Annotated in this window: 22 protein-coding genes; 12 read left to right on the top strand and 10 right to left on the bottom strand. The window is 66.6% G+C overall.

Annotation, left to right across the window (positions count from 1 at the left end; genetic code table 11):
- Positions 1-74: 74 nt before the first annotated feature.
- The 6 genes from ACSYG9_RS24995 to ACSYG9_RS24970 form a co-directional block, all read right to left on the bottom strand.
- Positions 75-1,205 carry a VWA domain-containing protein gene (locus ACSYG9_RS24995; protein ID WP_440127804.1) on the bottom strand — a complete coding sequence of 377 codons (1,131 nt, stop codon included), beginning with the start codon at positions 1,203-1,205 and terminating at the stop codon, positions 75-77.
- A gap of 98 nt (positions 1,206-1,303) precedes the next feature.
- Positions 1,304-3,493, bottom strand: a complete 2,190-nt coding sequence (locus ACSYG9_RS24990) for a DUF5682 family protein (protein WP_440124986.1) — start codon at positions 3,491-3,493, stop codon at positions 1,304-1,306.
- Complete coding sequence (locus ACSYG9_RS24985; protein ID WP_440127803.1) at positions 3,490-4,563, bottom strand: AAA family ATPase; 1,074 nt, start codon at positions 4,561-4,563, stop codon at positions 3,490-3,492. Before ACSYG9_RS24985 ends, ACSYG9_RS24990 begins: the two co-directional genes overlap by 4 nt.
- Positions 4,564-4,589: 26 nt before the next feature.
- Entirely contained in the window at positions 4,590-6,023 is a 1,434-nt protein-coding gene (locus ACSYG9_RS24980; RefSeq protein WP_440124985.1) for a DUF5691 domain-containing protein, read from the bottom strand.
- A complete protein-coding gene (locus tag ACSYG9_RS24975; RefSeq protein ID WP_440124984.1) occupies positions 6,020-7,336 on the bottom strand; it encodes an SWIM zinc finger family protein in 1,317 nt (438 codons plus the stop codon). The genes ACSYG9_RS24980 and ACSYG9_RS24975 overlap by 4 nt, the downstream gene beginning before the upstream one ends.
- Positions 7,337-7,379: 43 nt before the next feature.
- Entirely contained in the window at positions 7,380-8,006 is a 627-nt protein-coding gene (locus ACSYG9_RS24970) for a TetR/AcrR family transcriptional regulator C-terminal domain-containing protein (RefSeq protein ID WP_440124983.1), read from the bottom strand.
- Between the two features lie 111 nt (positions 8,007-8,117).
- Here ACSYG9_RS24970 and bioB point away from each other — a divergent pair, with 111 nt between their 5' ends.
- Together bioB and bsaP are read left to right on the top strand one after the other, a co-directional pair.
- Complete coding sequence (bioB, locus tag ACSYG9_RS24965; protein WP_454840353.1) at positions 8,118-9,131, top strand: biotin synthase BioB; 1,014 nt, start codon at positions 8,118-8,120, stop codon at positions 9,129-9,131.
- A 2-nt stretch (positions 9,132-9,133) separates the two neighbouring features.
- Positions 9,134-9,334, top strand: coding sequence for a biotin synthase auxiliary protein BsaP (bsaP, locus tag ACSYG9_RS24960; protein WP_440124981.1), 201 nt, complete (start codon positions 9,134-9,136; stop codon positions 9,332-9,334).
- 48 nt (positions 9,335-9,382) lie between these two features.
- Here the strand turns inward: bsaP and ACSYG9_RS24955 are convergent, their stop codons facing one another.
- Both ACSYG9_RS24955 and ACSYG9_RS24950 read right to left on the bottom strand, forming a co-directional pair.
- On the bottom strand, positions 9,383-9,901 hold the full coding sequence (locus tag ACSYG9_RS24955; RefSeq protein ID WP_440124980.1) for a nuclear transport factor 2 family protein: 519 nt from the start codon (positions 9,899-9,901) through the stop codon (positions 9,383-9,385).
- A gap of 148 nt (positions 9,902-10,049) precedes the next feature.
- The gene (locus tag ACSYG9_RS24950) at positions 10,050-10,484 is read right to left on the bottom strand and encodes a nuclear transport factor 2 family protein (protein ID WP_440124979.1); all 435 of its coding nucleotides are present in this window, start codon (positions 10,482-10,484) and stop codon (positions 10,050-10,052) included.
- 217 nt (positions 10,485-10,701) lie between these two features.
- On the opposite strand from ACSYG9_RS24950, the gene ACSYG9_RS24945 reads away from it, so the two are divergent.
- Genes ACSYG9_RS24945 through ACSYG9_RS24925 form a run of 5 tightly spaced genes read left to right on the top strand, consistent with a single transcriptional unit; the run spans position 10,702 to position 15,653 of the window.
- Complete coding sequence (locus ACSYG9_RS24945) at positions 10,702-11,868, top strand: acyl-CoA dehydrogenase family protein (RefSeq protein WP_454840351.1); 1,167 nt, start codon at positions 10,702-10,704, stop codon at positions 11,866-11,868.
- Positions 11,865-12,926 carry a bifunctional MaoC family dehydratase N-terminal/OB-fold nucleic acid binding domain-containing protein gene (locus ACSYG9_RS24940; RefSeq protein ID WP_454840350.1) on the top strand — a complete coding sequence of 354 codons (1,062 nt, stop codon included), beginning with the start codon at positions 11,865-11,867 and terminating at the stop codon, positions 12,924-12,926. Before ACSYG9_RS24945 ends, ACSYG9_RS24940 begins: the two co-directional genes overlap by 4 nt.
- On the top strand, positions 12,926-14,038 hold the full coding sequence (locus ACSYG9_RS24935; protein ID WP_169686534.1) for an acyl-CoA dehydrogenase family protein: 1,113 nt from the start codon (positions 12,926-12,928) through the stop codon (positions 14,036-14,038). Before ACSYG9_RS24940 ends, ACSYG9_RS24935 begins: the two co-directional genes overlap by 1 nt.
- Positions 14,035-14,475, top strand: coding sequence for a MaoC family dehydratase (locus ACSYG9_RS24930; RefSeq protein ID WP_440124976.1), 441 nt, complete (start codon positions 14,035-14,037; stop codon positions 14,473-14,475). The genes ACSYG9_RS24935 and ACSYG9_RS24930 overlap by 4 nt, the downstream gene beginning before the upstream one ends.
- Positions 14,475-15,653, top strand: coding sequence for a lipid-transfer protein (locus ACSYG9_RS24925; RefSeq protein WP_440124975.1), 1,179 nt, complete (start codon positions 14,475-14,477; stop codon positions 15,651-15,653). Before ACSYG9_RS24930 ends, ACSYG9_RS24925 begins: the two co-directional genes overlap by 1 nt.
- A gap of 72 nt (positions 15,654-15,725) precedes the next feature.
- On the opposite strand, the gene ACSYG9_RS24920 is transcribed toward ACSYG9_RS24925, so the two are convergent.
- Positions 15,726-16,673: an aldo/keto reductase gene (locus tag ACSYG9_RS24920; RefSeq protein WP_440124974.1), complete on the bottom strand. Its 948-nt coding sequence runs from the start codon at positions 16,671-16,673 to the stop codon at positions 15,726-15,728.
- Between the two features lie 69 nt (positions 16,674-16,742).
- Positions 16,743-17,453 (bottom strand): NUDIX domain-containing protein, encoded by a 711-nt coding sequence (locus ACSYG9_RS24915; RefSeq protein WP_440124973.1) that lies wholly within the window; start codon positions 17,451-17,453, stop codon positions 16,743-16,745.
- An 83-nt stretch (positions 17,454-17,536) separates the two neighbouring features.
- Between ACSYG9_RS24915 and nadA the strand changes: the two genes are divergently transcribed.
- The 5 genes from nadA to ACSYG9_RS24890 all read left to right on the top strand — a co-directional run bounded on the left by nadA (position 17,537) and on the right by ACSYG9_RS24890 (position 22,815).
- Complete coding sequence (gene nadA / locus ACSYG9_RS24910; protein WP_440124972.1) at positions 17,537-18,568, top strand: quinolinate synthase NadA; 1,032 nt, start codon at positions 17,537-17,539, stop codon at positions 18,566-18,568.
- Positions 18,565-20,139, top strand: a complete 1,575-nt coding sequence (locus ACSYG9_RS24905; RefSeq protein WP_440124971.1) for an L-aspartate oxidase — start codon at positions 18,565-18,567, stop codon at positions 20,137-20,139. The genes nadA and ACSYG9_RS24905 overlap by 4 nt, the downstream gene beginning before the upstream one ends.
- Before the next feature lies 1 nt (position 20,140).
- Positions 20,141-21,007 carry a carboxylating nicotinate-nucleotide diphosphorylase gene (gene nadC / locus ACSYG9_RS24900; protein WP_440124970.1) on the top strand — a complete coding sequence of 289 codons (867 nt, stop codon included), beginning with the start codon at positions 20,141-20,143 and terminating at the stop codon, positions 21,005-21,007.
- 163 nt (positions 21,008-21,170) lie between these two features.
- Positions 21,171-22,589: a wax ester/triacylglycerol synthase family O-acyltransferase gene (locus tag ACSYG9_RS24895; protein WP_440124969.1), complete on the top strand. Its 1,419-nt coding sequence runs from the start codon at positions 21,171-21,173 to the stop codon at positions 22,587-22,589.
- A complete protein-coding gene (locus ACSYG9_RS24890) occupies positions 22,570-22,815 on the top strand; it encodes a hypothetical protein (protein WP_440124968.1) in 246 nt (81 codons plus the stop codon). The genes ACSYG9_RS24895 and ACSYG9_RS24890 overlap by 20 nt, the downstream gene beginning before the upstream one ends.
- The last annotated feature ends 41 nt before the right edge of the window (positions 22,816-22,856 follow it).

Raw genomic sequence — 22,856 nt, 5'->3', positions numbered from 1 at the left:
TCGTTCCGTCGACCAAGTCAGAGTGGGATAGGTCAGGACATCCTAACTCCACGGTCGGTGCCATCGAGGTGAGGTCACAGAGACTGCGCCCACCTACCGATGTCGCCGCGTTCGAGCGCGAGAGCCAACAGCTCCGGGAACTTGTCCGGTGTGCACGCAAACGCCGGAATCCCGAGTCCGGCCAGCGCCAGCGCGTTGTCGCGGTCGAACGACGGAGCACCGTCGTCGGACAACGCGAGCAGCACCACCACCTGGACTCCCGCGTCCTTCATCGCCGCCATCCGTGTGAGCATCTCCGCGCGGATACCACCTTCGTACAGGTCGGAAATGAGCACGAACATCGACTCGGAGGGGCGTGTGATCAGTGACTGGCTGTACGCGATTGCCCGATTGATGTCGGTACCGCCGCCGAGCTGGGTTCCGAACAACACATCGACCGGATCGGCCAGCTTGTCGGTCAGATCCACCACGGCGGTATCGAACACGACCATCGATGTCCGGAGCGCCCGCATCGACGCGAGCACCGCACCGAAGACGGACGCATACACCACGCTCGACGCCATCGACCCCGATTGGTCGATCGCCAGCACCACGTCTCGCTGTACCGCCTGCGATCGTCGTCCGTAGCCGACGAGACGCTCCGGGACCACAGTTCTATGTTCCGGCAGATAGTGAGCGAGATTCGCGCGAATCGTGCGGTTCCAGTCGATGTCCCGCAGCTTCGGGTTCGTCGTGCGCGCGGAGCGATTCAATGCGCCTGTCACTGCTGTACGGGTGTTCTGGGCGATACGTTCCTCGATTGCGCGGACCACCTTCTCGACCACCGACCGCGCGGTGGCCTTGGTGGTCTCGGGCATGACCCGATTCAGGCTGAGCAGGGTTCCCACGAGATGAACGTCCGGTTCGACGGCGTCGAGCATCTCGGGTTCGAGCAACAGCTGGGTCAGACTCAGCCTGTCCATCGCGTCGCGCTGCATCACCTGCACGACCGAGGTGGGGAAGTAGGCTCGGATGTCGCCGAGCCACCGTGCGACCCGTGGCGCCGACGAGCCGAGCCCAGCGCTCCGCGGACCGTTTCCTTCGCCGGAGTCGCGACGGTCGTAGAGGGCGGCGAGGGCACTGTCCATCGCGGCATCGCTCGACGATCCGAGGGCACATGTCGATTCCTGCGCGGCCTCGCCGAGGAGCAGCCGCCATCGGCGCATCCGCTCCTGGCCTGCTGTTCCTGCAGCGACCGGGGGCGCAGAACTCTCCGGTGTCACTGCATCGACCGGTCCGGCGGGCGTCGAAGGTGTTGTCATGCTCACACTCCCAGGATCAGGGCCGTTGCGGCGGTGGCCCGCGTGCCGCGTTCGACATCGACAGCGGCGGTTGCGCGGACCGCTGCCCCACCACGCAGGATGGCGCCGAGTGTCGCCCGTTCGGCCGATTCGAATCCCCCGAACGTGCGCCGCAATACCGGCAGGATGTCGACGAAGTCTTGTTTGTGCAGCCCCGACACCCAGCGGTCGATCAGGGTCAGCAATCCTCGATCATGGATGAGCAACAGCGCGCCATCGCCGACGAATCCGTCGATCCAGCGTGCTTTGGCCGCGGGTTCGCTGCCGATCGACAACGCACGGGACACACGCACCGCGGTGTCCTGTTCGTCGATGCGACCCATATCGCGCAGTAGTCGGGCGGTCCGGCCGGTGAGCATGCCATCGACCTCGTCGCGATCGGCGATGCCGGTGAGGGTGTCGAGCCAGCGCCTCGTGGATGCGGCGTCATCACGCAATGCGAGCGCGGAGTGGACCGCATCGATCTCGCGCCGGAGTACGTCGGCCGCGTCGGTGTCGAGACCGGCCGTCGCAGCGGGCAGGCCCGCGCAGATCCGCACGAGGAGAGCATCGGCAACGTGCGAGAGCGACGACAGGTCGGTGCCGCGTACGTCGCCGTACCGCAAAGTGCGGATCAATGTGGGCAAGGCCGCCATCAGGTGCGCGATGTCGTGATCGAGCGCCGCTGCGGTGTCGATCGACCGGAGGAGTTCGGGAATCGCGTCGCGCAGATCGGCGAGAAGCGCCTCGTCGAGGAGAACCACCACCTGTGCCAGAGTGACGTCGCGGTCGCAGGCACGCTCGAGAACGAGCGCGTGGGCCGCTGATTCGACAGTGGTGCCCCAACGGGACGCCTCCACGATCGAGACCGACAACTCGGGTTCCCACTGCAGCGTCCAACTCTCACGAAACGTACCAGTCGATCGCACATCGCTGACCCGCGGCGTGCCCCAGGGGATTCCGAGTACCCGCAATCGGTGCAGCAGCCGCGAGCGCGCCAGGTCGGTCTGTTTGCGCAGATCCAGATCGAGAGCCTTGCTGTGCGCAGAGCGCTTGAGCCGCAGCGTCTTCGAGGTGGCCTGTAGATCGGCATCGAGAGGCACCGTGGGAGTGGTGTCGGGGACACTGCCGAGGGCCTCTCCGACGACGAGCGTGCGGGTGACGAAGTCGAGCAGCACATCGTCGCCGTCGCAGAGCACCGCGCGGGTGGCTTCGGTGACCTCGGCGAGTCCGGCCAACGGTCGATTGCGCAACGCCGCGAGGGATCCGGCCAGCCGGGTTGCTTCGATCACGTGTGCGCTCGACACCGGAAGGTCGTGTTCTCGCAATGTCCACGCGACCCGGGTGAGCCACCGTGTGACCGTGTCCTCCTGCTGGGTGAACAGATGGTGATACCAGCCGGGGGAGGTGATGCCTGCGCCGTAACCCGAGGCCGATGCCAGTCGCGAATGAGTCCACGGAACCCACGTCAGCGATGTTCTGACCTTGGGCAGACCCTTGAGCAGCCGCACATCAGGCGCCGCCGGACCGAGTGCGCCCGTCAGCGCGGGAGCGTGCATCGCACCGCAGACCACCGCGATCTTCAACGCTCCGGCCTTGACGGTGCTGCGCAGCACCTGGCGCATGTGCGCCTCGCGCCGCGCCGTGTGGCCGTCGAGTTCGATGTCCTCGCGGAGCGCGCCCATGGCTTCCGCGATCGCGTCGAAATCGGCCGAATGGTCGTGGTCGCCGTCCGTCGTTCCCGACTCGATGACGGTGTCCCACCACTGTTCGAAGTCGTCGTATCCACCGGCAGCCGCGAGCGCACCGAGCGGATCCGGCCGATCCTGTCCCGGCTCCCTGTCGAGGGCGAGCTGCTGTGTCGCTGGCAGGTCGCAGAATCGCACGTCGGCGTCGTGCATGATTGCCCAGCGCAGCGCCTGCCATTCCGGTGAGAATGCGGCAAACGGCCAGAACGCTGAGTTTGCGGGCTCGCCTGTGGCATAGGCGAGCAACGCCACAGGGGGTTGCATATCGTCGGAGGCGATCAGTGCAGCCAGCGGATCGGCATCTGACGGACCCTCGATGAGGACGGTATCGGGTTCGAATTCGGCGAGGGCGCGCATGACCGCGCGGGCGGAACCGGGGCCGTGATGACGGATACCGAATACGCGTACCTGAGCAGACTCCGTCACCCGGTGACCTCACGGCAGGCCCGGTAGAAGCCGGCCCAGTCCTCGCGCTCACGGACCACGGCCTCGAGGTATTCGATCCACACCTGCCGGTCGGCGGTCGGGTCCTTCACGACCGCACCGAGGATCCCCGCCGCGACGTCGGACGGGCGCAGTACACCGTCGCCGAAATGCGCCGAGAGTGCAAGACCGTTGGTGACCACCGAGATCGCTTCGGCAGTGGACAGCGTGCCCGACGGAGACTTGAGCTTGGTACGTCCGTCGGTGGTCACGCCTGAGCGCAACTCCCTGAAGACGGTCACGACGCGGCGGATCTCCTCCGCGGCAGCAGGTACCCGGGGAAGCTCGAGCGACATTCCGAGTTGCTCTACTCGGCGTGTGACGATCGCGACCTCGTCCTCTTCGCTGCCGGGCAACGGCAGGACGACGGTATTGAATCGTCGGCGCAATGCGGAGGACAGATCGTTGACTCCGCGGTCGCGATCGTTGGCAGTGGCAATGACATTGAATCCCTTGGCCGCTTGCACTTCCATGTTGAGCTCGGGTACCGGCAACGTCTTCTCCGACAGCACGGTGATCAGCGCGTCCTGCACGTCCGCCGGTATGCGAGTGAGCTCCTCGACGCGTGCGATCGCGCCGTCGCGCATCGCGGTCATGATCGGTGACGGCACGAGCGCTGCCGGAGACGGTCCCTCGGCGAGTAGCCGCGCATAGTTCCAGCCGTACCGGATCGCTTCTTCTGAGGTGCCTGCAGTGCCCTGCACCAGCCGGGTCGACGATCCGGAGACGGCCGCCGCGAGGTGTTCCGAGACCCAGGTCTTCGCTGTGCCGGGAACGCCGAGGAGCAGCAACGCGCGATCGGTCGCGAGGGTTGCCACGGCGACCTCCATCAGGCGTCGCGGCCCGACGTACTTCGGCGAGATCACCGTGCCGTCGGAGAGCTCGCCTCCGAGCAGATAGGTCACGACCGCCCACGGGGACAGTTGCCACGACGGTGGGCGCGGGCGGTCGTCGAGCCGGGCGAGTGCCGCGAGTTCGTCTGCGTACTGCTGTTCCGCATGGGGACGCAGCATGCTCTGTTCGTCGATGACGTTGTCGGTCAACTCAACTCCTCGTGAAGGGTACGGCGTTGGCTCAGGATGTCTGCGGCGGTGGCGAAGCGGTTCAGCCGGTCGAGATCGTCGGTGCGGGTCGCGGCGTCGGCGAACAGATCGCCGACCTCGTAGGGCGCGCGGTGTGCCAGAAGGGCAGTCAGCGAACGAAAGGTGTTCGACTTCGGCGCCGCGGCGGAGTAGAGCGCTGCGAGAACCTTCTCGGCGACATCGGTCGGCCACGGAGCAGGGAGCGCGTCGAGCAGGATCGTGTCGAGCAGCTGCTCGCCGGAGCTCCGGCGCAGGTGCTCGACGAGAACGGGGCGGGGGAGTGCCTCGGCAACGTGATCGCCGACCTTCCCGTCGCGGTGGAGCATCGCACTCGCCCATTGTTCATTGCGGTGGCAGGCGGTGGCGGTCTCCCAGCCTCTTCGAAGTGGGACGTCGAGACCGTCGGCGACCTGCAAAGCGAGGACCTCGGTGGGGGTGCGGTCGGAGTCGCACCATGCCGAGAGCGGCGCTGACGCCGCCAGCGACCACAGTCGATGTGCGGCGACCGTCGCCAGACCGCCCGGGCCTCGGAGATCGAGGCCGTCCCGGACGGCGTCGGCGTCGAGGGTCTCGGGGACAGCGATCTGCAGGGTCGAGCCGCACACCTGTGCCCAGTCGCGTACGCGCTGCGTCATGCGGCGACCGAACGCGGAGTCGGGTAGTCGGCGCAGGAACCGGATGGCAACCTCGCGGACTCTTCCGCTGCGATCGTCCAGGGCTCGTTCGAGCAACTCTTCGTCGTAGGGGCCGAGTCCGGGGGACAGTGCTTCGAGCAGGGCGAGTCGTGTCGCTGCGTTCTCCGATTTCCACACGGCTGCCAGCCGTGCGGTGGCACAGGCAGGGTCGGCTGCGCGCAGGTTCTCGAACCACGAGCGCCGCTTGGCCGGAGTGCCGTGCAGCCACGGGTCGTCGTCGGTCAAATCGGGTGCGACCAGCGGCGCCCACGCCGGATTCTGTGCCGCGACCCATTGGCCGCGTGGGCCTGCAAGTGCGAGCAACGCTGCGCGGTGGGTGCTGCCTCCGAGCGAGGCTCCACTGAGCAGATCCACGATGAGTTCGGCGGGAGCCTTGAATCGTTCTGCAGCACAGAACCATTCGTCCAGCAGATCGGATCGGACGGTGAGCAGGCCGCGTAGTCTCTCCGTCGCTGCGGGTGGAAGTTCGGGGCGAGGATCGTCGGGGGCGGACGCGGGGCGCGGGTGCGGGGTCGGCAGGGTTCCGCCTGCGAGAAACACCGCTTCGAGTGCTGCGGCGGCGAGCAGTCGGTGCTCGGCAGTACCGATCACCGCACCTGCAGCGTCGGCGGTGTACAGGGCATCGAAGGTAGATGTTGCGCGCGCGGTACCGAGAAGGGCAGTCGTGGTGAGTGTTTCGATACCGGTACTGCTCACGGCGTTGACCCTTCGGCGGTGGTGGACAGGCGGGTGGGGGTGAACATCGTGGCGGGGACAACACTGCGACCGTCCCAATCGCCACACACCGTCAACGGGCGTCCGCCCGCGACCGCGAGTAGCCGCCACCGGTCGGTGTCGTCGCCTCCGAGGGGCAGTGCCCTGCCGTGCTCGTCGACGAGATGCCAGCCGTCGTCGGTGTGGGTGGGGGTCACGGCATCGAGAAGCATGGGCCACGACCGGGTCCATGGATCTGCGGCGAGCGCATCGGCGTAGTCGGCCAGAGCCTCGTCGAGATCGGTCCCCGGTAGCGTCGAGATCGACGCCGGTGGCCCGTGGCGGGTTCCGAGCTGAGCGCGCAGGGGCGCGCCGGCGGGATGGAAGTGCAGGTCGGCATCGATGGTGGTACCGACCACAGGAGCCGCGTCCGGGAACCGTTGTGTGCCGTGGGTGAAGTCGAGCAGGATCGCCCAGCGTCTGCTGTCCCGCCCGCGCAGCCAGACCTTCCTGGTGTACACCCGGCTGTCCTCGGTGACGCGACATGCCAGTACGTGCCAGTGGTCGCGGACGGCCGGCTCCCGGCGAACCTCGTCGATCTTCGTCGGGAAACCGAGATGGCTGTGCACCGACCGGGCCAGCGGCTCCGGGAGTGAGTCCACATCGAGGTATGCGCGGATGAGCAGGTAGATGCGGCTGTACTCGGCCAGTAGTCGTGTCGGCCAGTCGGTTCCGGACGTCGCAACACCCGGCAGGGTGCGCAACATCGCAGCGACTCCCGGCGCCTGGGCGTCGACCATCCGCGAGGCGACGGTCTCGTAGGTGGCGTAGTCGTGCGCAACCGAGCCGAGTCCGCTACGGATCCGGTCTGTGAGCCAGCGTTCTAGGTCGGTGAGCCCTGCCGTGACGCGCTCGGCGCGCCGCAGGGCTGTCGCGGGGTCGGGTGTCTTGGACGTGCCCCCGGAGTCGGTTGCGGTGGTCGTTCTGCCGGCCTTCTCGGCTCGCGTGTCGAGCCACTCCGCTACGTCCTCGGGTTCCGGACTCTCCGGAAGGTTGTCTGCTGCCCACTGGGTCAGGAGGCTCAGAGCGTGCTTGCAGGGGAACTTGCGGCTCGGGCACGTGCACCGGAACGCGGGGCCGGTGAGATCGACCGCGGTGGTGTAGGGCTTCGATCCGCTGCCGCGACACAGTCCCCAGAGTGACCGCTCGGAACGTCCGGTGCCGGACCATACGGCCGAGAGTCGACGGGCTGCTGACATCGACGCCGGATCCGGGGCCGCTGCGGTGATCTGTTCGAGGGACCAGGGGACTGTCACGGTCAACGAACGTACGGCAGAGCTCCGACAGAGTCGTAACCGATCAGGACGTTGCGTGCTCGGTACGGCGCCGACGGATCCCGTCCACGAACAAGGTCAGCCCGAAATCGAACCGGACCGCCGGATCGCCGTCGAGCAGGTCGTCGTCCGACGTCGCGACCTCCTCCGCCGTCGCGCCCGGGGTGAGCGGCGAGCGAGTGAGAGCGCCGAGTTCCGTCAGTTGGAGGCGAGACTGCTCGTCGACGGTGTGGCCGAGGACATAGTGCAGCAGCGTGTAGCCGGTGAGTTCGGCGTGTGCGCGGGACAGGCCCGCGCGCAGAGCAGCAGAGACGAAACTGTCGCGGGCACCGGAGGTGGTCAAGCGTGAGGCATAGGTCGCGGCGACCAATTCCGCACCGTCGCGGTGGGCGAGTAGTGCGCCCCGGAAGCGGTAGGCGAGTTCGGTGAGCGCGCCGTCCCATGTGTCGGCGGCGGGTGGGGCATCGACGCCATCGAGGATGCGGTCGGCCATCGCGCCGAGCAGGGTCTGTTTGTTGGGGAAGTGCCAGTACAGAGCCCCGGGCTGTACCCCGAGTGAGGTGGCGAGTTTGCGCATGGTCAGGTCGCCCAGGCCGTACTCGTCGAGTATCGCCATGGCGCCGTCGAGGACGTCGCCGCGTCGCAGCTGCACCGGAGTCCGCTCCTGTCTCGTTGTGGTCTGCGTTGACACTATCGGACCTCAACCCTAACCTGAACGGTGTTCAAGTGAACGGTGTTCAAGTTTTGATCCTCAGGAGTCCCAGTGACGCAAGCCCCCGCCCGAGTCGACATCCTCGAACAGGCACGTGACCAAGTACTCGGACGTGGACTCGGACTCGACCGAGCACAGACGCTCGAGGTGCTCCGCCTGCACGATGACCGGCTCGATGAGCTGCTGTCCTTGGCCCATGAGGTGCGGATGACGTGGTGCGGACCCGAAGTGGAGGTCGAGGGCATCATCAGCCTCAAGACCGGCGGGTGCCCGGAAGACTGCCATTTCTGTTCCCAGTCCGGACTGTTCGCCTCCCCGGTCCGCTCGGCCTGGCTCGACATTCCCGCGCTGGTCGAGGCTGCCAAGCAGACTGCAAAGACCGGAGCGACCGAGTTCTGCATCGTCGCCGCGGTCCGCGGCCCCGATGCCCGCTTGATGGCGCAGGTCGCGGCGGGCGTGGAGGCGATACGTGGGGAGGTCGACATCCAGGTCGCGTGCTCATTGGGCATGCTCACCCAGGACCAGGTCGATCAGCTCGCCGCCCTCGGCGTGCACCGCTACAACCACAACCTCGAGACCGCGAAATCCTTCTTCCCCAACGTCGTTACCACGCACACGTGGGAAGAGCGGTGGGAGACGTTGCGCATGGTCCGCGAGGCCGGCATGGAAGTCTGCTGCGGCGGGATCCTCGGCATGGGCGAAACCCTCGAACAGCGTGCCGAGTTCGCTGCAGACCTTGCGGCGCTCGAACCCGACGAAGTTCCCCTCAACTTCCTCAACCCGCGACCCGGTACGCCGTTCGGCGACCTCGACGTTCTCCCTGCCTCGGAGGCGCTCAAAGCCGTTGCGGCATTCCGCCTCGCCTTACCGCGCACGATTCTCCGCTTCGCCGGGGGACGAGAACTCACTCTCGGCGACCTCGGCGCGAAGCAGGGCATCCTCGGCGGGATCAACGCCGTCATCGTCGGAAACTACCTGACGACACTCGGTCGACGGGCCGAGACCGATCTCGACCTGCTCGGCGAACTGAAGATGCCGATCAAAGCACTCGGCGAGAGCATCTGACCATGTTCGATGCCTTCACCGGTGCCGAGAGCGCCGTGGCCGACCCGACACAGCGACCCGTTGCCGCAGTAATGGGTCTCGAGCCGCCCCGCTACTGCACGCAGTGCGGACGCCGGATGATCGTGCAGATCGCACCGGACGGGTGGTGGGCGCGATGTTCCCGACACGGGACGATCGACTCGTGGCGTGACGAGCAACGCTGAGTTCGACCCGGACCGACTCCGCGACCGCATCACCGGTCCAGGGTGAGGTCACATCCGGTTCGCGATGCGGGACCGTAGAACGGTCAGCAGGTCCGATGAGTCCCGGCTTCCGCGCGGACCGCGTCCCTCCGGGGTGATCATCCGGCCCGCGTCCGAGCGGGTCCACTCCCGCACCGCCCACCGTTCGGCGATCGCCCAGCGCCCGTCCCTTCGTTCCATCCGGTCGACGAAACGCGCGCCACTGGTGAAATCGTCGCGATCCGGGTGTCCCCAGTGGGTGTTGGTGGAGTACGCCTCGCTGATCGCGACGTCGCCGAACAATTCGACGAAGTGGTTGCCGACGTGGTGCATCGTGCCCCCCAGCAGCTTCAGTCTCGGTTCCACCCAGGCGATGTACTCGTCCACGTTGCCGTCGAATCCGGTGTGATGATCGATCCCGTCCGGGTGATAACACTCGCGCACCAACTCGAAGTCGAGCCGGTCGATGCCACGGCAGTACTTCAGCACTACCTCCCGGATCTCCTGCTTGTCGACAAGATCCTGTAGTGCTCGTTCTGCGTCGGTCATTGCGATCCCTCCTCGAGCCCGACCATCCGGTCGAGTGGATCCGGCATGCGGTCCGAGTCGATTCCGGACGCCTGCGGATTTCTGCGAAGGATCACACTGGTGCGTCCACGTGCGGAAGCTACTTCCACTGAACGGGACTCGGCCGCCGTCAGAGTCCGGGCACGGTGACCGCGTGGTCCTCGATGTAATCGACGACGAGTTCCCGGCGCGCAATCTTCCAGCTGCCATCCACCTGCCTGTAGTGGTCCCGGTAACGGATGGCGATCGCATTGTCGCGCATGCCGTCGCGACCTCGATACAGGTGATGAGCCATGCAGTACACCGACCCGGATGCCGTGTCGCCGTCGATGTCGACCACCGTCTGGTGCACAGTGTGGTGCGTGGCATGCAGGTGGGCGGTGCCGTCGAGTACGACCGCGACGATCGCGTCGGCCCCGACTGTGACCACGTTCTCGTTTCCGCGGGTCACCGAAGGAGGTTGCACGAATTCGGCGTCCGCGGTGAACAGGGAGATCAAGACGACGCGGTCGCGATCGTCGACTGCAAGTGCGTAGCGACCGGCCAGATCCGATGGATGGTTCATGGCGACGAGTATGCAGTCGGCCGATTTGTCGGTTGCCGTCGAACCCGCTCAGCGGAACCGGGTATCGAGCAGCCGACCGATGCGGCCGTGCGGCTGTTCCGTGCCGGAACGTGACTCGGACGCGAGAATCTACCGCTCAGTGAGACCGGGCGGTACCCGCTGCGAATACCTCCTTAGCGTCCGAGTTTCGCGGATTGCGATGAATGGGAGTGCATCGATGGAGTTGAGGGAGTCGCCGGAGCAGCTCGAGCTGCGACGGGAATTGCGTGCGTACTTCGCGGGCCTGTTACCGGAAGAGAAGCGCCGCAGAGCCGGTGAACAGGGCGTGGGTGGCGAGTATTTTCGAGAAGTCGTCAAACTGCTGGGCCAGGACGGCTGGCTGGGTATCGGCTGGCCCGAGGAATACGGTGGGCAGGGCCGGTCCATCGAGGAGCAGTTCGTGTTCTTCGATGAGGTACAGCGTGCAGGCCTCCCGTTCCCCTTCGTCACCGTCAATACCGTCGGCCCGACCCTGATGAAGTACGGGACCGAGGAGCAGAAGGCACGCTTCCTGCCGGGAATTCTCGCAGGCGACATAGTCTTTGCAATCGGCTACACCGAGCCCGAAGCGGGTACCGATCTGGCATCGCTCAGGACGCGTGCCGTCCTCGACGGTGACGAGTGGGTGGTCGACGGCAACAAGATCTTCACCTCCGGTGCGAACACCGCCGACTTCGTGTGGCTCGCCTGCCGCACCGATCCCGAGGCTCCCAAACACAAGGGCATTTCGATCCTGGTCGTACCCACCGACGATGAAGGATTCTCGTGGTCGCCGATCGACACGGTCGGTGGGCTGATGGTGACCTCCACCTACTACAGCGGAATCCGCATCGGCGCCGAGAACGTGATCGGCGATATCAACGGGGGCTGGCAGTTGATTGCTGCGCAGCTCAACCACGAGCGCATCGGCCTCGCGGCAATCGGGGGGCGTACGTACGGACTCTGGCATCAGGTACTCGAGTGGGCCAGGGAGAACGGTGTCATCGAGATACCTTGGGTACAACAGGAATTCGCACGTACCCACGCGAGGCTCGAAGCGATGCGCCTGTTGAACTGGAAAATGACGGCATCGGTCGCGGCGGATACGCTCTCCGGCGCGGATGCGGGTGCCACGAAGGCCTACGGCACCGAAACCCACATCGACGTCTACCGCACACTGCTCGCGATCCTCGGGGCAGCCGGGCGGATCCGGCCGGAGTCGCCGGGTGCGCTGCTGGCCGGCCAGATCGAACAGATCTCCCGGCAGGGCATGGTCAACACCTTCGGTGGCGGGGTCAACGAGGTGCTGCGCGACATGGTGGGCACGATGGGTCTCGGGCTCGTGCGGGAGAAGAGGGTAAAGTGAGCGAATTCCTCACCAAGCTCGGCACTTTCGAGGGGAAAGTCCTCACCCCTACCGTCTGGGCCCCCGACGAGGTCAACATACCGATGATCCGGCACTGGATCGAGACGATGGGGGACACGAACCCCATCTACCTCGACGACGGCGCTGCTCGCGCCACCGGTCGGGACGGAGTCGTCGCCCCGGCGCTGATGGCGCAGGTGTGGACGATGCGGACGTTCGCCGACAAGATGGCGAACAACGATCCGTCGCAGGTGTGGACCGATCTGATCGCGACGCTCGACTCCGCGGGCTTCACCTCTGTCGTCGCGACCGACTCGGACTTCGAATTCTTCGTGGAACTGCGTCCCGGCGACCGGGTATCGCTCACCGAGGTGATCGAGGACATCTCCGAGGAGAAGAAGACGGGTCTCGGTGTCGGACACTTCGTCACGACCCTCAAGACGTATCGCCGCGGCGGCGGTGCCGCGAGTTCGCACGGCGGCGGTGCCGCGAGTTCGCACGGCGGCGGTGCCGCGAGTTCGCACCGCGGCGGTGCCGACGCGGATTCGCACGGTGGTGATGACGAGATCGTCGCAACTCAACGCTGGCGCACCCTGCGTTTCAGGCCGAAGGGAAGCGAGACCGCTGAGAAGCCTGCGGCCCAGATCCCGGGCCTGCGCCCACGTCCTGCGCTCAACGCGGACAACGCTTTCTGGTTCGAGGCTGCCAAGGATCACCGCTTGGTGATCCAGCGCTGCACCGACTGTGGTGCGCTTCGCCACCCCACTGGACCGATGTGCGGGGCGTGTCGGTCGCTCGAGTGGGACACTGTCGATGCTTCGGGCCGGGGCACCGTGTACAGCTTTGTCGTCAACCACCACCCTCGTATCCCCGGATTCGAGTACCCGCTCATTGTGGCCACGATCGAACTCGAAGAGGGCACGCGACTCATCGCGAACATGACCGGCATCGCACCGGAGGATGTCGAGATCGATATGCCGGTGGAATTGGACTGGATCGACGCCGACCCGGATCTGACGCTTCCCGCGTTTCGGCCGGCAGCACGGGAGGAGCACTGATGGACTTCAACTTCAGCGAAGAGCAAGAGGCGATTCGCAACCTCGCCGATGAGGTCTTCACCAGCAAAGCCGACATCGAGCGCGTCAAACAGGTCGAACTCGGCGACGAGCGTATCGACCGGGACCTGTGGCGCGAACTCGCGAACACGGGTCTGCTCGGAATCGCGCTGCCCGAGGATCTGGGAGGCGGTGGCCTGGGCCTGTCCGAGCTGTACGTCCTGCTCGAGCAGCAGGGGCGGCACGTCGCGCCGGTGCCGATCTGGCAGTCGGCCCTCGCAGCCCTTGCGGTCGCCGAGTTCGGCACCGACGCCCAGCGCGCGGCGCTGGTTCCCGGTGTCGCCGAGGGCAGCAGTTTCCTGACGATCGGGCTCGAAGAGTTCGGTCCGTACGTCGATGATGAACCGAGGACCACCGCCACCGAGGTCGACGGTCAGTGGACCCTGAGCGGCGCCAAGGCCGTCGTCCCGGTCACGCACGTCGCAGACCATGCAATCGTCGCGGCGACCACTCCCGACGGTGCGGCACTGTTCGTGGTGGATCTGGCCGGTGCGGGTGTTGCGGTGGAGCAGACGCAGTCCACCAACTGGGAGATCTGCGGCAACGTCACACTGGAGTCGGCTCCCGCTGAACTGCTCGGTTCTGTCGACGGCAGCACTGTGCGGTGGCTTCTCGACCGCGTCGAGCTGGCACTGGCCGCGATCCAGATCGGTGTGGGCTCCGGCGCTGTGCAGCAGGCCGTCACCTACCTCAACGGCCGGCACCAGTTCGGCAGGCCGCTCGCGACGTTCCAGGCCGTCAATCATCAACTGGCCGACTGTTACATCGACCTCGAGGCGATGCGTGTCACGCTGTGGCAGGCGGCATGGTTGCTGGCCGAGGGGCACGATCCCGGAACGTCGGTGCTCGTCGCCAAGTGGTGGGCGACCGACGGTGGCCAGCGCATCGTGCACCGTACTACCCATCTGCATGGCGGGATGGGTGTCGACACCGACTACCCTGTGCACCGGCATCTGCTGTGGGGCAAGCAGATCGGTGCAACTCTCGGTGGCTCCGCCTCCGACTTGGCCCGTCTGGGCGCGCTGCTCGCTTCCGGCGTCGAGGTGGTCGCATGACGGCCACCGCCTCGGGCCGGAGCTACGACGACATCGTCGTCGGCGAGGTGCTGCCGGATCTCGCGATTCCGCTGACCCGCACGCTGATCGTGTCCACCGCGATCGCGACCCGCGACTTCCAGGATGTGCACCACGATCCGGAGCTGGCGCGTGAGCGCGGTTCGAAGGACGTGTTCATGAACATTCTCACCAGCAACGGGTTGGCCGGCCGGTTCGTGACGGACTGGGCCGGACCACACCCGACGCTGCGTCGGGTGAAGATCCGTCTCGGTGCCCCGAACTACCCGGGCGACACCATGACCATGACCGGTGAGGTGGTCTCGAAGGACAACGGCCTCGTCGAGGTGAAGGTCGTGGGCGCGAACAGTCTCGGCAACCACCTCGCCGGTACTGTCACCGTCGCCTACTCCGCTTCCGGGGAAGGGAAGGTTTCCTGATGGCTGTCAGTCCGCTCTCGGGTGCCGCCGCGATCGTCGGTATCGGCGCCACCGAGTTTTCGAAGAAGTCAGGTCGCTCCGAGCTGCAACTCGCGTGCGAGGCCGTCACCGCAGCCCTCACGGATGCGGGAATCGACCCGTCCGAGGTCGACGGTCTGACGACGTTCACGATGGAGACCAACGGGGAGATCCTCGTGGCCCGCAACTGTGGACTCGGGGAGCTGAAGTTCTTCTCCCGGATCGGGTACGGCGGCGGTGCCGCGTGTGCGTCGGTGCAGCAGGCGGCAATGGCTGTCGCGACCGGCGTCGCCGACGTGGTGGTGGTCTACCGGGCGTTCAACGAGCGTTCCGGAATGCGCTTCGGCGCAGGTCAGCACGACCGTCCGATGGATTCGACCGCGGACCGCGCAGCCTATGCGTGGCTGACTCCGCAGGGACTGGCGACGCCGGCCCAGTGGGTCGCGATGTTCGCTCGACGGTACATGCACCAGTACGGTGCCACGAGTGAGGATTTCGGCCGGGTCGCGGTCGTGGCGCGCAAGCACGCCGCGAAGAACCCGAATGCGTGGTTCTACGGCAAGCCGATCACGCTGGAGGACCACCAGAACTCCCGGTGGATTGCCGAGCCGCTGCATCTGCTCGATTGCTGTCAGGAGACGGACGGTGGTCAGGCCCTCGTGATCGTCTCTGCCGAGCGCGCCGCGAGCCTGCGTCAGAAGCCTGCGATCATCAAGGGCGCCGCGCAGGGCAGCGGCAAGGATCAGCACATGATGGCGAGCTACTACCGTCCCGACATCACCGGTATTCCGGAAATGGGTCTGGTCGGACGTCAGCTCTATGCGCAGGCCGGTCTGTCGCCGGACGACATCGACGCCGCGATCCTCTACGACCACTTCACCCCGCTGGTGCTTCCACAGCTCGAGGAACTCGGCTTCTGCGGCGTGGGTGAGGCCAAGGACTTCATCCGCGAGGGCAATCTGGAGATCGGTGGACGGCTGCCGAGCAATACACACGGCGGTCAGGTGGGGGAGGCATACCTGCACGGTGTCAACGGCATCGCCGAGGCGGTTCGGTTGTTGCGGGGCACCTCCACCAACCAGCCGGCACACGCCGAGAATGTGGTCGTGACGGCGGGAACCGCGGTTCCCACGAGCGGACTGATTCTCGGCGCCGCCTGAGCAGGAGCATCACCGGAACGGTATGTGTCGACGGCGCCCCGAAAGGGGGCGCTGCGACGCATACCGTTCTGCTTATGCGTCGACGGCGTTCGACAATGAGGTGAGGCGATCGAATTCGAGGTCGGTGAGAACGAGCCTGGTGGAGTCGAGCATTGCCGGAAGCTGCTCGATGCGGCTGGCACTCGCGATCGGCGCGACGATACCGGGTCGCTTCGACAGCCACATGAGCGCGACGGTCGGTATCTCGACGGCGTGCACGGTTGCGATCTCGGCGAGCGCGTCGATCACGGCGAGCCCCGAGGCGGAAAAGTACTGCGATGCCATACGCGCGCGAATGCCGGAGTCGAGATCTGCTGCCGTTCGATACTTTCCGGTGAGGAAGCCGGAGGCGAGTGCGAAGTAGGGCAGGACACCCAGGTTGTGTTCGGCGACCAGGGGTGCGTACTCCCGCTCGTATTCTGCGCGGTGCACGAGGTTGTAGTGCGGCTGAAGCGAGACGGGCCGTGCAAAGCCGCCGTCGTCAGCGATCGCCAGCCATTCGGCGATACGGGAGGGGGAGTAGTTGGACAGACCGATGTATCGGACCTTGCCGCTTCGGACGAGCGCGTCGAATGCTTCGACCGTCTCCTCCAGCGGTGTCTCCGGATCATCGGCATGCGCGTAGTACAGATCGATGTGATCGGACTGCAGGCGCTTGAGCGACGCGTCGGCGGCAGCCGCGACGTTCTGCGGGGCCAGGCCCGCGAACTCGGGGTGCTGCCCGACCTTCGTGGCCACCAGGACCTCGTTGCCGATGCCGCGCGCGGCCTTCCAGTTGCCGATGATGGTCTCGGATTCGCCGCCCGAGTTGCCGGGTGCGAACGCCGAATACGAGTCGGCGGAGTCCACGAAGTTGCCGCCCGCCGCCATGAATGCGTCCAGAATCTCGAACGACGTAGCTTCGTCCGCCGTCCATCCGAGCGTGTTACCGCCCAGCGCGAGGGGGAAGATCTCGAGGTCGGAATTACCGATTGTTGCCACTGCGCTCCCGTCGTAGGTGTTGTGATGTTCTCGCGCACCCTATCCGGAGGTCCGCTCGGGCACCGTTGATCATCCCGGTGGGCGCAATGCGGCAAACTCGTCGGTAACCCGCAGGCGCGAGTCGGTGAATCGATACAGCGCGGGTGGCCGGCCCCCGCTTTTGCCCGACGGAGCGGTGTTGCCGGTTCGGGTGAGGACGTCTCGGCGGGCGAGGACTCGCTGAAGATTTGTGGCATCGACCTGGTAACCGAGTGCAGCGCAATAGATGTCACGCAACGTGGACATGGAGAACTCGGCGGGGGTGAGCCCGTAGGCAATGTTGGTGTACGACAGTTTCGCAGCGAGGCGTGCGTGTGCGTTGGTGACCATGACTCGGTGATCGAACGACATCTCGGGGAGGTCGGCCACGGGATGCCATGCCGTGTCGTCGGGTAGCTGGGGATCGGAGGTGATCGGCACGAGGCCGAGGTAGGTCGATGCGATGGTGCGATCGCCGGGTATCCGATCCGGGGCCGAGAACACCGAGAGCTGCTCGAGATGTGCAACTTCGCGCACGTCGACCTTCTCGGCGAGCTGGCGCCTGGCCGAGGACGTGAGGTCCTCGTCGTCGCGGAGTCGGCCGCCCGGGAGCGACCAGGTACCGGACTGTGGGTCGAGTGCGCGTTGCCATAGCAGAACGCCGAGTTCGGGCCCTGGTCGGGGGGTGTCCGGGGTGGCCGGGAAGTGGCGAACCTGGAACACCGCGATGAGCACTTCGTGACCGGTGTTACTATACGACATGTTTTCGACCCTAAGTCGAAAACCCCGAGAACGGAAATCCGAGCACAGCCCGCCCGGATTGCACTCCACGAAGGAGCAACGCCATGACCACGACCGAGTGGGCAGGAACCGCCGCAATCGTCGACGGACCGAATGGCTACTCCGGCATCGAGGCGACGCCGGAGTGGGCCGACGAAGTTCGCAGGCTCGCCCGCGAACGGAACGCGACACTGCTCGCGCACAACTACCAGCTGCCTGCCATCCAGGACATCGCCGACCATGTCGGCGACTCCCTGGCGCTCTCGCGCATCGCCGCGGAGGCCGAAGAGAGCACCATCGTGTTCTGCGGGGTGCACTTCATGGCGGAGACCGCCAAGATCCTCAGCCCGGACAAGACCGTGCTGATCCCCGACGAGCGGGCCGGGTGTTCACTGGCCGATTCCATCGACGCCGATCAGCTGCGTGAGTGGAAGGCGGACCACCCGGACGCCGTCGTCGTGTCCTACGTCAACACGACCGCCGAGGTGAAGGGTCTGACGGACATCTGCTGCACGTCGTCGAACGCCGTCGACGTCGTCGCGTCCATCGACCCCGACCGCGAGGTGCTGTTCCTGCCCGACCAGTTCCTCGGCGCACACGTCAAGCGGATCACCGGCCGGGACAACATCCACATCTGGGCGGGTGAATGCCATGTGCACGCGGGTATCAACGGCGACGAACTCGCCGCCCAAGCCCGGTCACACCCCGACGCCGACCTGTTCGTCCACCCCGAGTGCGGCTGCGCCACCTCGGCGCTCTACCTCGCGGGTGAAGGATTCGTGCCCGACGACAAGGTCAGAATCCTCTCGACCGGTGGCATGATCGACGCCGCTCGTGAGACCGGCGCCAAGCAGGTCCTCGTGGCAACCGAGGTCGGCATGCTGCACCAGCTGCGCAAGGCTGCGCCCGGCATAGACTTCCAGCCGGTCAACGATCGCGCATCGTGCCCCTACATGAAGATGATCACCCCGGCCGCGTTGCTGCGCTGCCTCCGTGAAGGTAGGGACGAGGTCCACGTCGACCCGCAGGTCGCGCAGCGGGCCCGCCTTTCGGTGCAGCGGATGATCTCCATCGGTAACCCGGGCAGCGGAGAGTGACGTCCACCGTGAGCGCCGGTGTGTGCTGGGAAGAGCACGCCGACCTCGTCGTGGTCGGCGGTGGTGTCGCCGGGCTCACCGCCGCACGCGCCGCCTCCCGGCGAGGCCTGCGGGTGCTCACGGTGAGCAAGGGCGGGCCGACCGACACCGCGACGCAATACGCCCAGGGCGGCATCGCCGTCGTCGCACCGACCGGCGACAGTGTCGGATCCCACGTCGCGGACACCCTCGCCGCAGGCGGCGGGATCTGTGATGAGAACGCGGTCCGCTCGATCGTGACAGCCGGACCCGCCGCGATCGCCGCTCTGACCGATCTCGGAGCAGTCTTCGATCGCGGGCGCGACGGCGATGTCTCCAGGACCAGGGAGGGCGGGCACAGTACCCGCCGGATCATCCATTCCGGTGGCGACGCCACCGGAGCCGAAGTCCAGCGGGCTCTCGGATCCGCCGGGCTCCCGGTTCTGTTCGGCGCCGCCGTCGCACGGGTACTGACCGACGAGCGCGGTGTCACCGGAGTACTCGTCCTCGATGAACGTGGATTCGGTGTCGTCCACGCTCCCGCGGTGCTCCTCGCGACCGGCGGGCTCGGACAACTGTACGCGTGCAGTACGAACCCTTCCGGTGCGACCGCCGACGGAATCGCCCTCGCATTGCACGCGGGCGCGCGGGTCGCCGACATCGAGTTCGTGCAGTTCCACCCCACGGTACTGTTCGCCGCGGACGGCCGCGGGCGCCGTCCACTCATCAGCGAGGCGGTCCGAGGGGAGGGTGCAACCCTGGTGGACTCGCGTGGTCGCTCCGTCACCGACGGCGTGCACCCACTCGGCGATCTCGCCCCACGTGATGTGGTCTCCCGAGCAATCGCCGAGCGTCTCGCCGCACTCGGCGAAGACCACGTGTTCCTCGATGCGCGTGACCTGCAGGGATTCGCAGAGCGGTTCCCGACCATCACCGCGTACTGCGCTGAGGCCGGACTGGATCCCGCGCGGGACCTACTGCCGGTCGCACCGGCAGCGCACTATTCGTGCGGCGGCGTCGTCACCGACGTGCATGGTCGAACAGACACTCCAGGTCTGTACGCGGCGGGCGAGCTCGCGCGCACCGGGCTGCACGGCGCCAACCGTCTCGCGTCCAACAGTCTGCTCGAAGGCCTCGTCGTGGGAGAGCGCGCAGGCGCCGCCGCGGCTGCAGAACGCGGCGGACTGCGCGTCGAAGCTCTCGACGCGACGGCGCCGGTGCTCCCGCGTCTCGAACGCGCCGAACTGCAGCGCGCGATGACGCGTGATGCCCTCGTCGTCCGCGACGAAACCGGTCTCCTCGCGGCGACCACGGCCCTGTCGGGGGCTCGCACACAGCTGTGCGCCAGCGTCTCCGATCTCGAGGATGCCGCACTCACGCTTGCGGCCCGGGCCCTCGTCGGTGCGGCGCTGCGCCGCACCGAGTCGCGCGGCTGTCACACTCGACGCGACCATCCGGCTCCGGATCCCGCGCAGGCCTGGTCCGCCGACCAGCGCCTGGATGACGAGGGAGAACTCGTCCTGACCACACCTCAACTCACAGGAGCGAACTGACATGGCCACCGTGCTGCCCGCCGGGCTCGACATCGATGAGACCCGCGCACTCGTGCGACAGGCACTCGACGAGGACCTGCGGTACGGACCGGACGTCACCACCGACGCGACTGTTCCGGCCGACGCGGTCGCCGTCGCGACGATGGCGCCCCGGCAAGCGGGCACCGTCGCGGGCCTGGACGTGGCCTTGCTCGTGCTCGACGAGGTGCTCGGCACCGGCCGCTACACGGTGCGCAGCCGTGTCGAGGACGGGCACCGCGTGGTCGCAGGCGAGCCCGTACTCACCCTCGAGGCGCCTACACGCGGCCTTCTCACCGCCGAACGCACCATGCTCAACCTCGTGTGCCACCTGTCGGGGATCGCCACCACCACGTCGCACTGGGTCGACGCGGTCGCGGGCACAGAGGCGAAGATCCGGGACAGCCGCAAGACCCTTCCTGGTCTGCGGGCGTTGCAGAAATACGCGGTGCGTGTCGGTGGGGGCGTCAATCACCGGATGGGGCTCGGCGACGAGGCCCTGATCAAGGACAATCACGTGGCCGCCGCCGGGTCGGTCGTCGCTGCGCTGCGCGCGGTGCGGGCGCACGCCCCCGGCATCGCCTGCGAGGTCGAGGTCGACAGCCTCGAGCAGTTCGACGAGGTCCTGGCCGAGAACGTGGAATTGATCCTGCTCGACAACTTTCCGTTGTGGCAGACGCAGATCGCAGTGCAGCGCCGCAACACCCATGCGCCCGGCACGCGACTGGAATCGTCGGGCGGCCTCACCCTCGAAGTCGCAGCGGACTACGCGCGCACCGGCGTCGATTACCTGGCGGTCGGCGCGTTGACCCATTCGGTCACCGTGCTCGATCTCGGCCTGGACATGTAGGGGCCTGCTGCCCCGGGGGGGGGGTGAGCTCGACCTGTGGGTTTCGGGTGGCGCAGCGGGTGACCATGACGTAGAACTACGAGTGGGTCCCGCGTGAGTTCGCTCACCGGAGCTATCGGCGGGTCAGGGGGGCTCGCCGCACAGGGGAGTAGAAGGACGAAGCATGCGGCTGCCGATGTCACCGACGGATTCGATGTTCCTGCTCGGTGAGACTCGCGAGCACCCGATGCATGTCGGTGGTCTCGTCATGTTCGAACCGCCCGAGGGACGCACCGCGAGCGATCTGCGGCAGATGTTCGTCGATGCGATCGCCCGGAGCGATGTCGAGGACGCTGCACCGCTGTGGCGTAAGCGGGCGGTACGTACGCTGGCCACTTTCGGTCAATGGGCGTGGGAGGACGACCCGTCGTTCGACCTCGAATATCACGTGAGGTTCACCGCCCTACCGCGCCCGGGTTCCACCGTCGAGTTGCGCGAGCTGGTTTCTCGCCTGCATGCGCCGTTGCTCGATCGTAGTCGTGCCCTGTGGGAGATGTACCTGATCGAAGGGCTCGCCGACGGCAGGTACGGGCTCTACATGAAGATGCATCACGCACTCGCCGACGGCGTGGGCGCGATGCGGCTGCTCCGTCGTGCATTGAGCACGGATCCCCACGAAACGGGTATGCCGGCGCCGTGGGCGGCTTCCGATACCTCGGACCCCCAGCGCTCCGTCATCGGTACCGCCCTCGAAATGCCGGGTACGGCGCTGCGCGCTGCCCGCGGAGTGATCTCGGAGGCGCTCGGGCTCGTGCCCGCGATCGTCGGCACCGTGGACCGTGCCATGCACGATCGGGGTGGATCATTGTCGCTCGCAGCTCCGCAGACGATTCTCAACGTGCCCATCGCCGGATCGCGACGGTTCGCCGCGCGCGCCTGGCAACTCGAGCGCCTTCGATCGGTTGCCAAGGCATCCGATTCGTCCCTCAACGATGTGGTGCTCGCGATGTGTTCGGGAGCGCTGCGAGCATTCCTGGCCGAGCGAGATTCGCTTCCCGATGAATCGTTGGTCGCGATGGTGCCCGTCGCACTGCGCAACGGCAAGGACACCGGGAACGACCTCGGTGTGCTGGTGTGCTCACTCGGCACCGACCGGCCCGAGGCAGCGAAGCGACTCGACGGGGTACGGGCCTCGATGTCGGAAGGGAAGAAGTCGATGAGTGGGATGTCGACCGCGTCCCGTCTCGCCGCCAGCGCAGTCGGAGTGGTTCCGTTGGCGTTGGGTGTACTGACCGGGAATCGTGTGTTGTCGCGTCCCGGGTTCAACGTCATCATTTCGAACGTGCCCGGCCCCGCCACCGCACTTTATTGGAACGGTGCCCGGGTGGACGCGGTGTACCCGCTCTCGGTCCCGCTCGACGGGCAGGCTCTGAACATCACATGTACGAGCACCGATGATCGGATTGCTTTCGGACTCACCGCATGTCGGCGTACCATTCCGGATCTGGGGACACTGCTCGATCACCTCGACGCCGAACTTGCCGCGCTCGAGCAGGCAGTCGGGATCCCGGCAGTGGTGGACATTGCCGAAGTGGGCGTCTGATCCGGTCTCGCGCGCAGCAGTCGGGCCGAGCCCTCAACTCCTCGTCGGATTCTTCGACGTCAGCGACGTCAGCGATCCGGTGACCGCGGGGTCGGGAACCCCGGGGTCGACGGGAAGTGGGCAACCGCAGAGCCTTCGGGATCATGGTGACCAGCTGATCGAGCTTGGTCTCGGATTCGCCCGTGCGCCGCGAGGCTTCGACGCCGGTGTCGCCGAAACCGGGTGAACAGCGACAGCGCCACCCGGTAGCGGACCTCGACCATGGCG

Source organism: Rhodococcus sp. SJ-2 (genome assembly GCF_053750035.1).
This window is presented reverse-complemented; position numbering and strand designations above follow the sequence as displayed.

Excerpts from the sequence above, each read along its gene's own strand:
- ACSYG9_RS24995 (WP_440127804.1), bottom strand. The coding sequence starts at position 1,205 with ATGCGCCGATGGCGGCTGCTCCTCGGCGAGGCCGCGCAGGAATCGACA.
- nadC (WP_440124970.1), top strand. The coding sequence starts at position 20,141 with ATGGCCACCGTGCTGCCCGCCGGGCTCGACATCGATGAGACCCGCGCA.
- ACSYG9_RS24915 (WP_440124973.1), bottom strand. The coding sequence starts at position 17,453 with ATGTCGTATAGTAACACCGGTCACGAAGTGCTCATCGCGGTGTTCCAG.
- ACSYG9_RS24925 (WP_440124975.1), top strand. The coding sequence starts at position 14,475 with ATGGCTGTCAGTCCGCTCTCGGGTGCCGCCGCGATCGTCGGTATCGGC.
- ACSYG9_RS24935 (WP_169686534.1), top strand. The coding sequence starts at position 12,926 with ATGGACTTCAACTTCAGCGAAGAGCAAGAGGCGATTCGCAACCTCGCC.
- ACSYG9_RS24955 (WP_440124980.1), bottom strand. The coding sequence starts at position 9,901 with ATGACCGACGCAGAACGAGCACTACAGGATCTTGTCGACAAGCAGGAG.
- ACSYG9_RS24945 (WP_454840351.1), top strand. The coding sequence starts at position 10,702 with ATGGAGTTGAGGGAGTCGCCGGAGCAGCTCGAGCTGCGACGGGAATTG.
- ACSYG9_RS24985 (WP_440127803.1), bottom strand. The coding sequence starts at position 4,563 with ATGCTGCGTCCCCATGCGGAACAGCAGTACGCAGACGAACTCGCGGCA.
- ACSYG9_RS24950 (WP_440124979.1), bottom strand. The coding sequence starts at position 10,484 with ATGAACCATCCATCGGATCTGGCCGGTCGCTACGCACTTGCAGTCGAC.
- nadA (WP_440124972.1), top strand. The coding sequence starts at position 17,537 with ATGACCACGACCGAGTGGGCAGGAACCGCCGCAATCGTCGACGGACCG.
- bsaP (WP_440124981.1), top strand. The coding sequence starts at position 9,134 with ATGTTCGATGCCTTCACCGGTGCCGAGAGCGCCGTGGCCGACCCGACA.
- ACSYG9_RS24930 (WP_440124976.1), top strand. The coding sequence starts at position 14,035 with ATGACGGCCACCGCCTCGGGCCGGAGCTACGACGACATCGTCGTCGGC.
- ACSYG9_RS24895 (WP_440124969.1), top strand. The coding sequence starts at position 21,171 with ATGCGGCTGCCGATGTCACCGACGGATTCGATGTTCCTGCTCGGTGAG.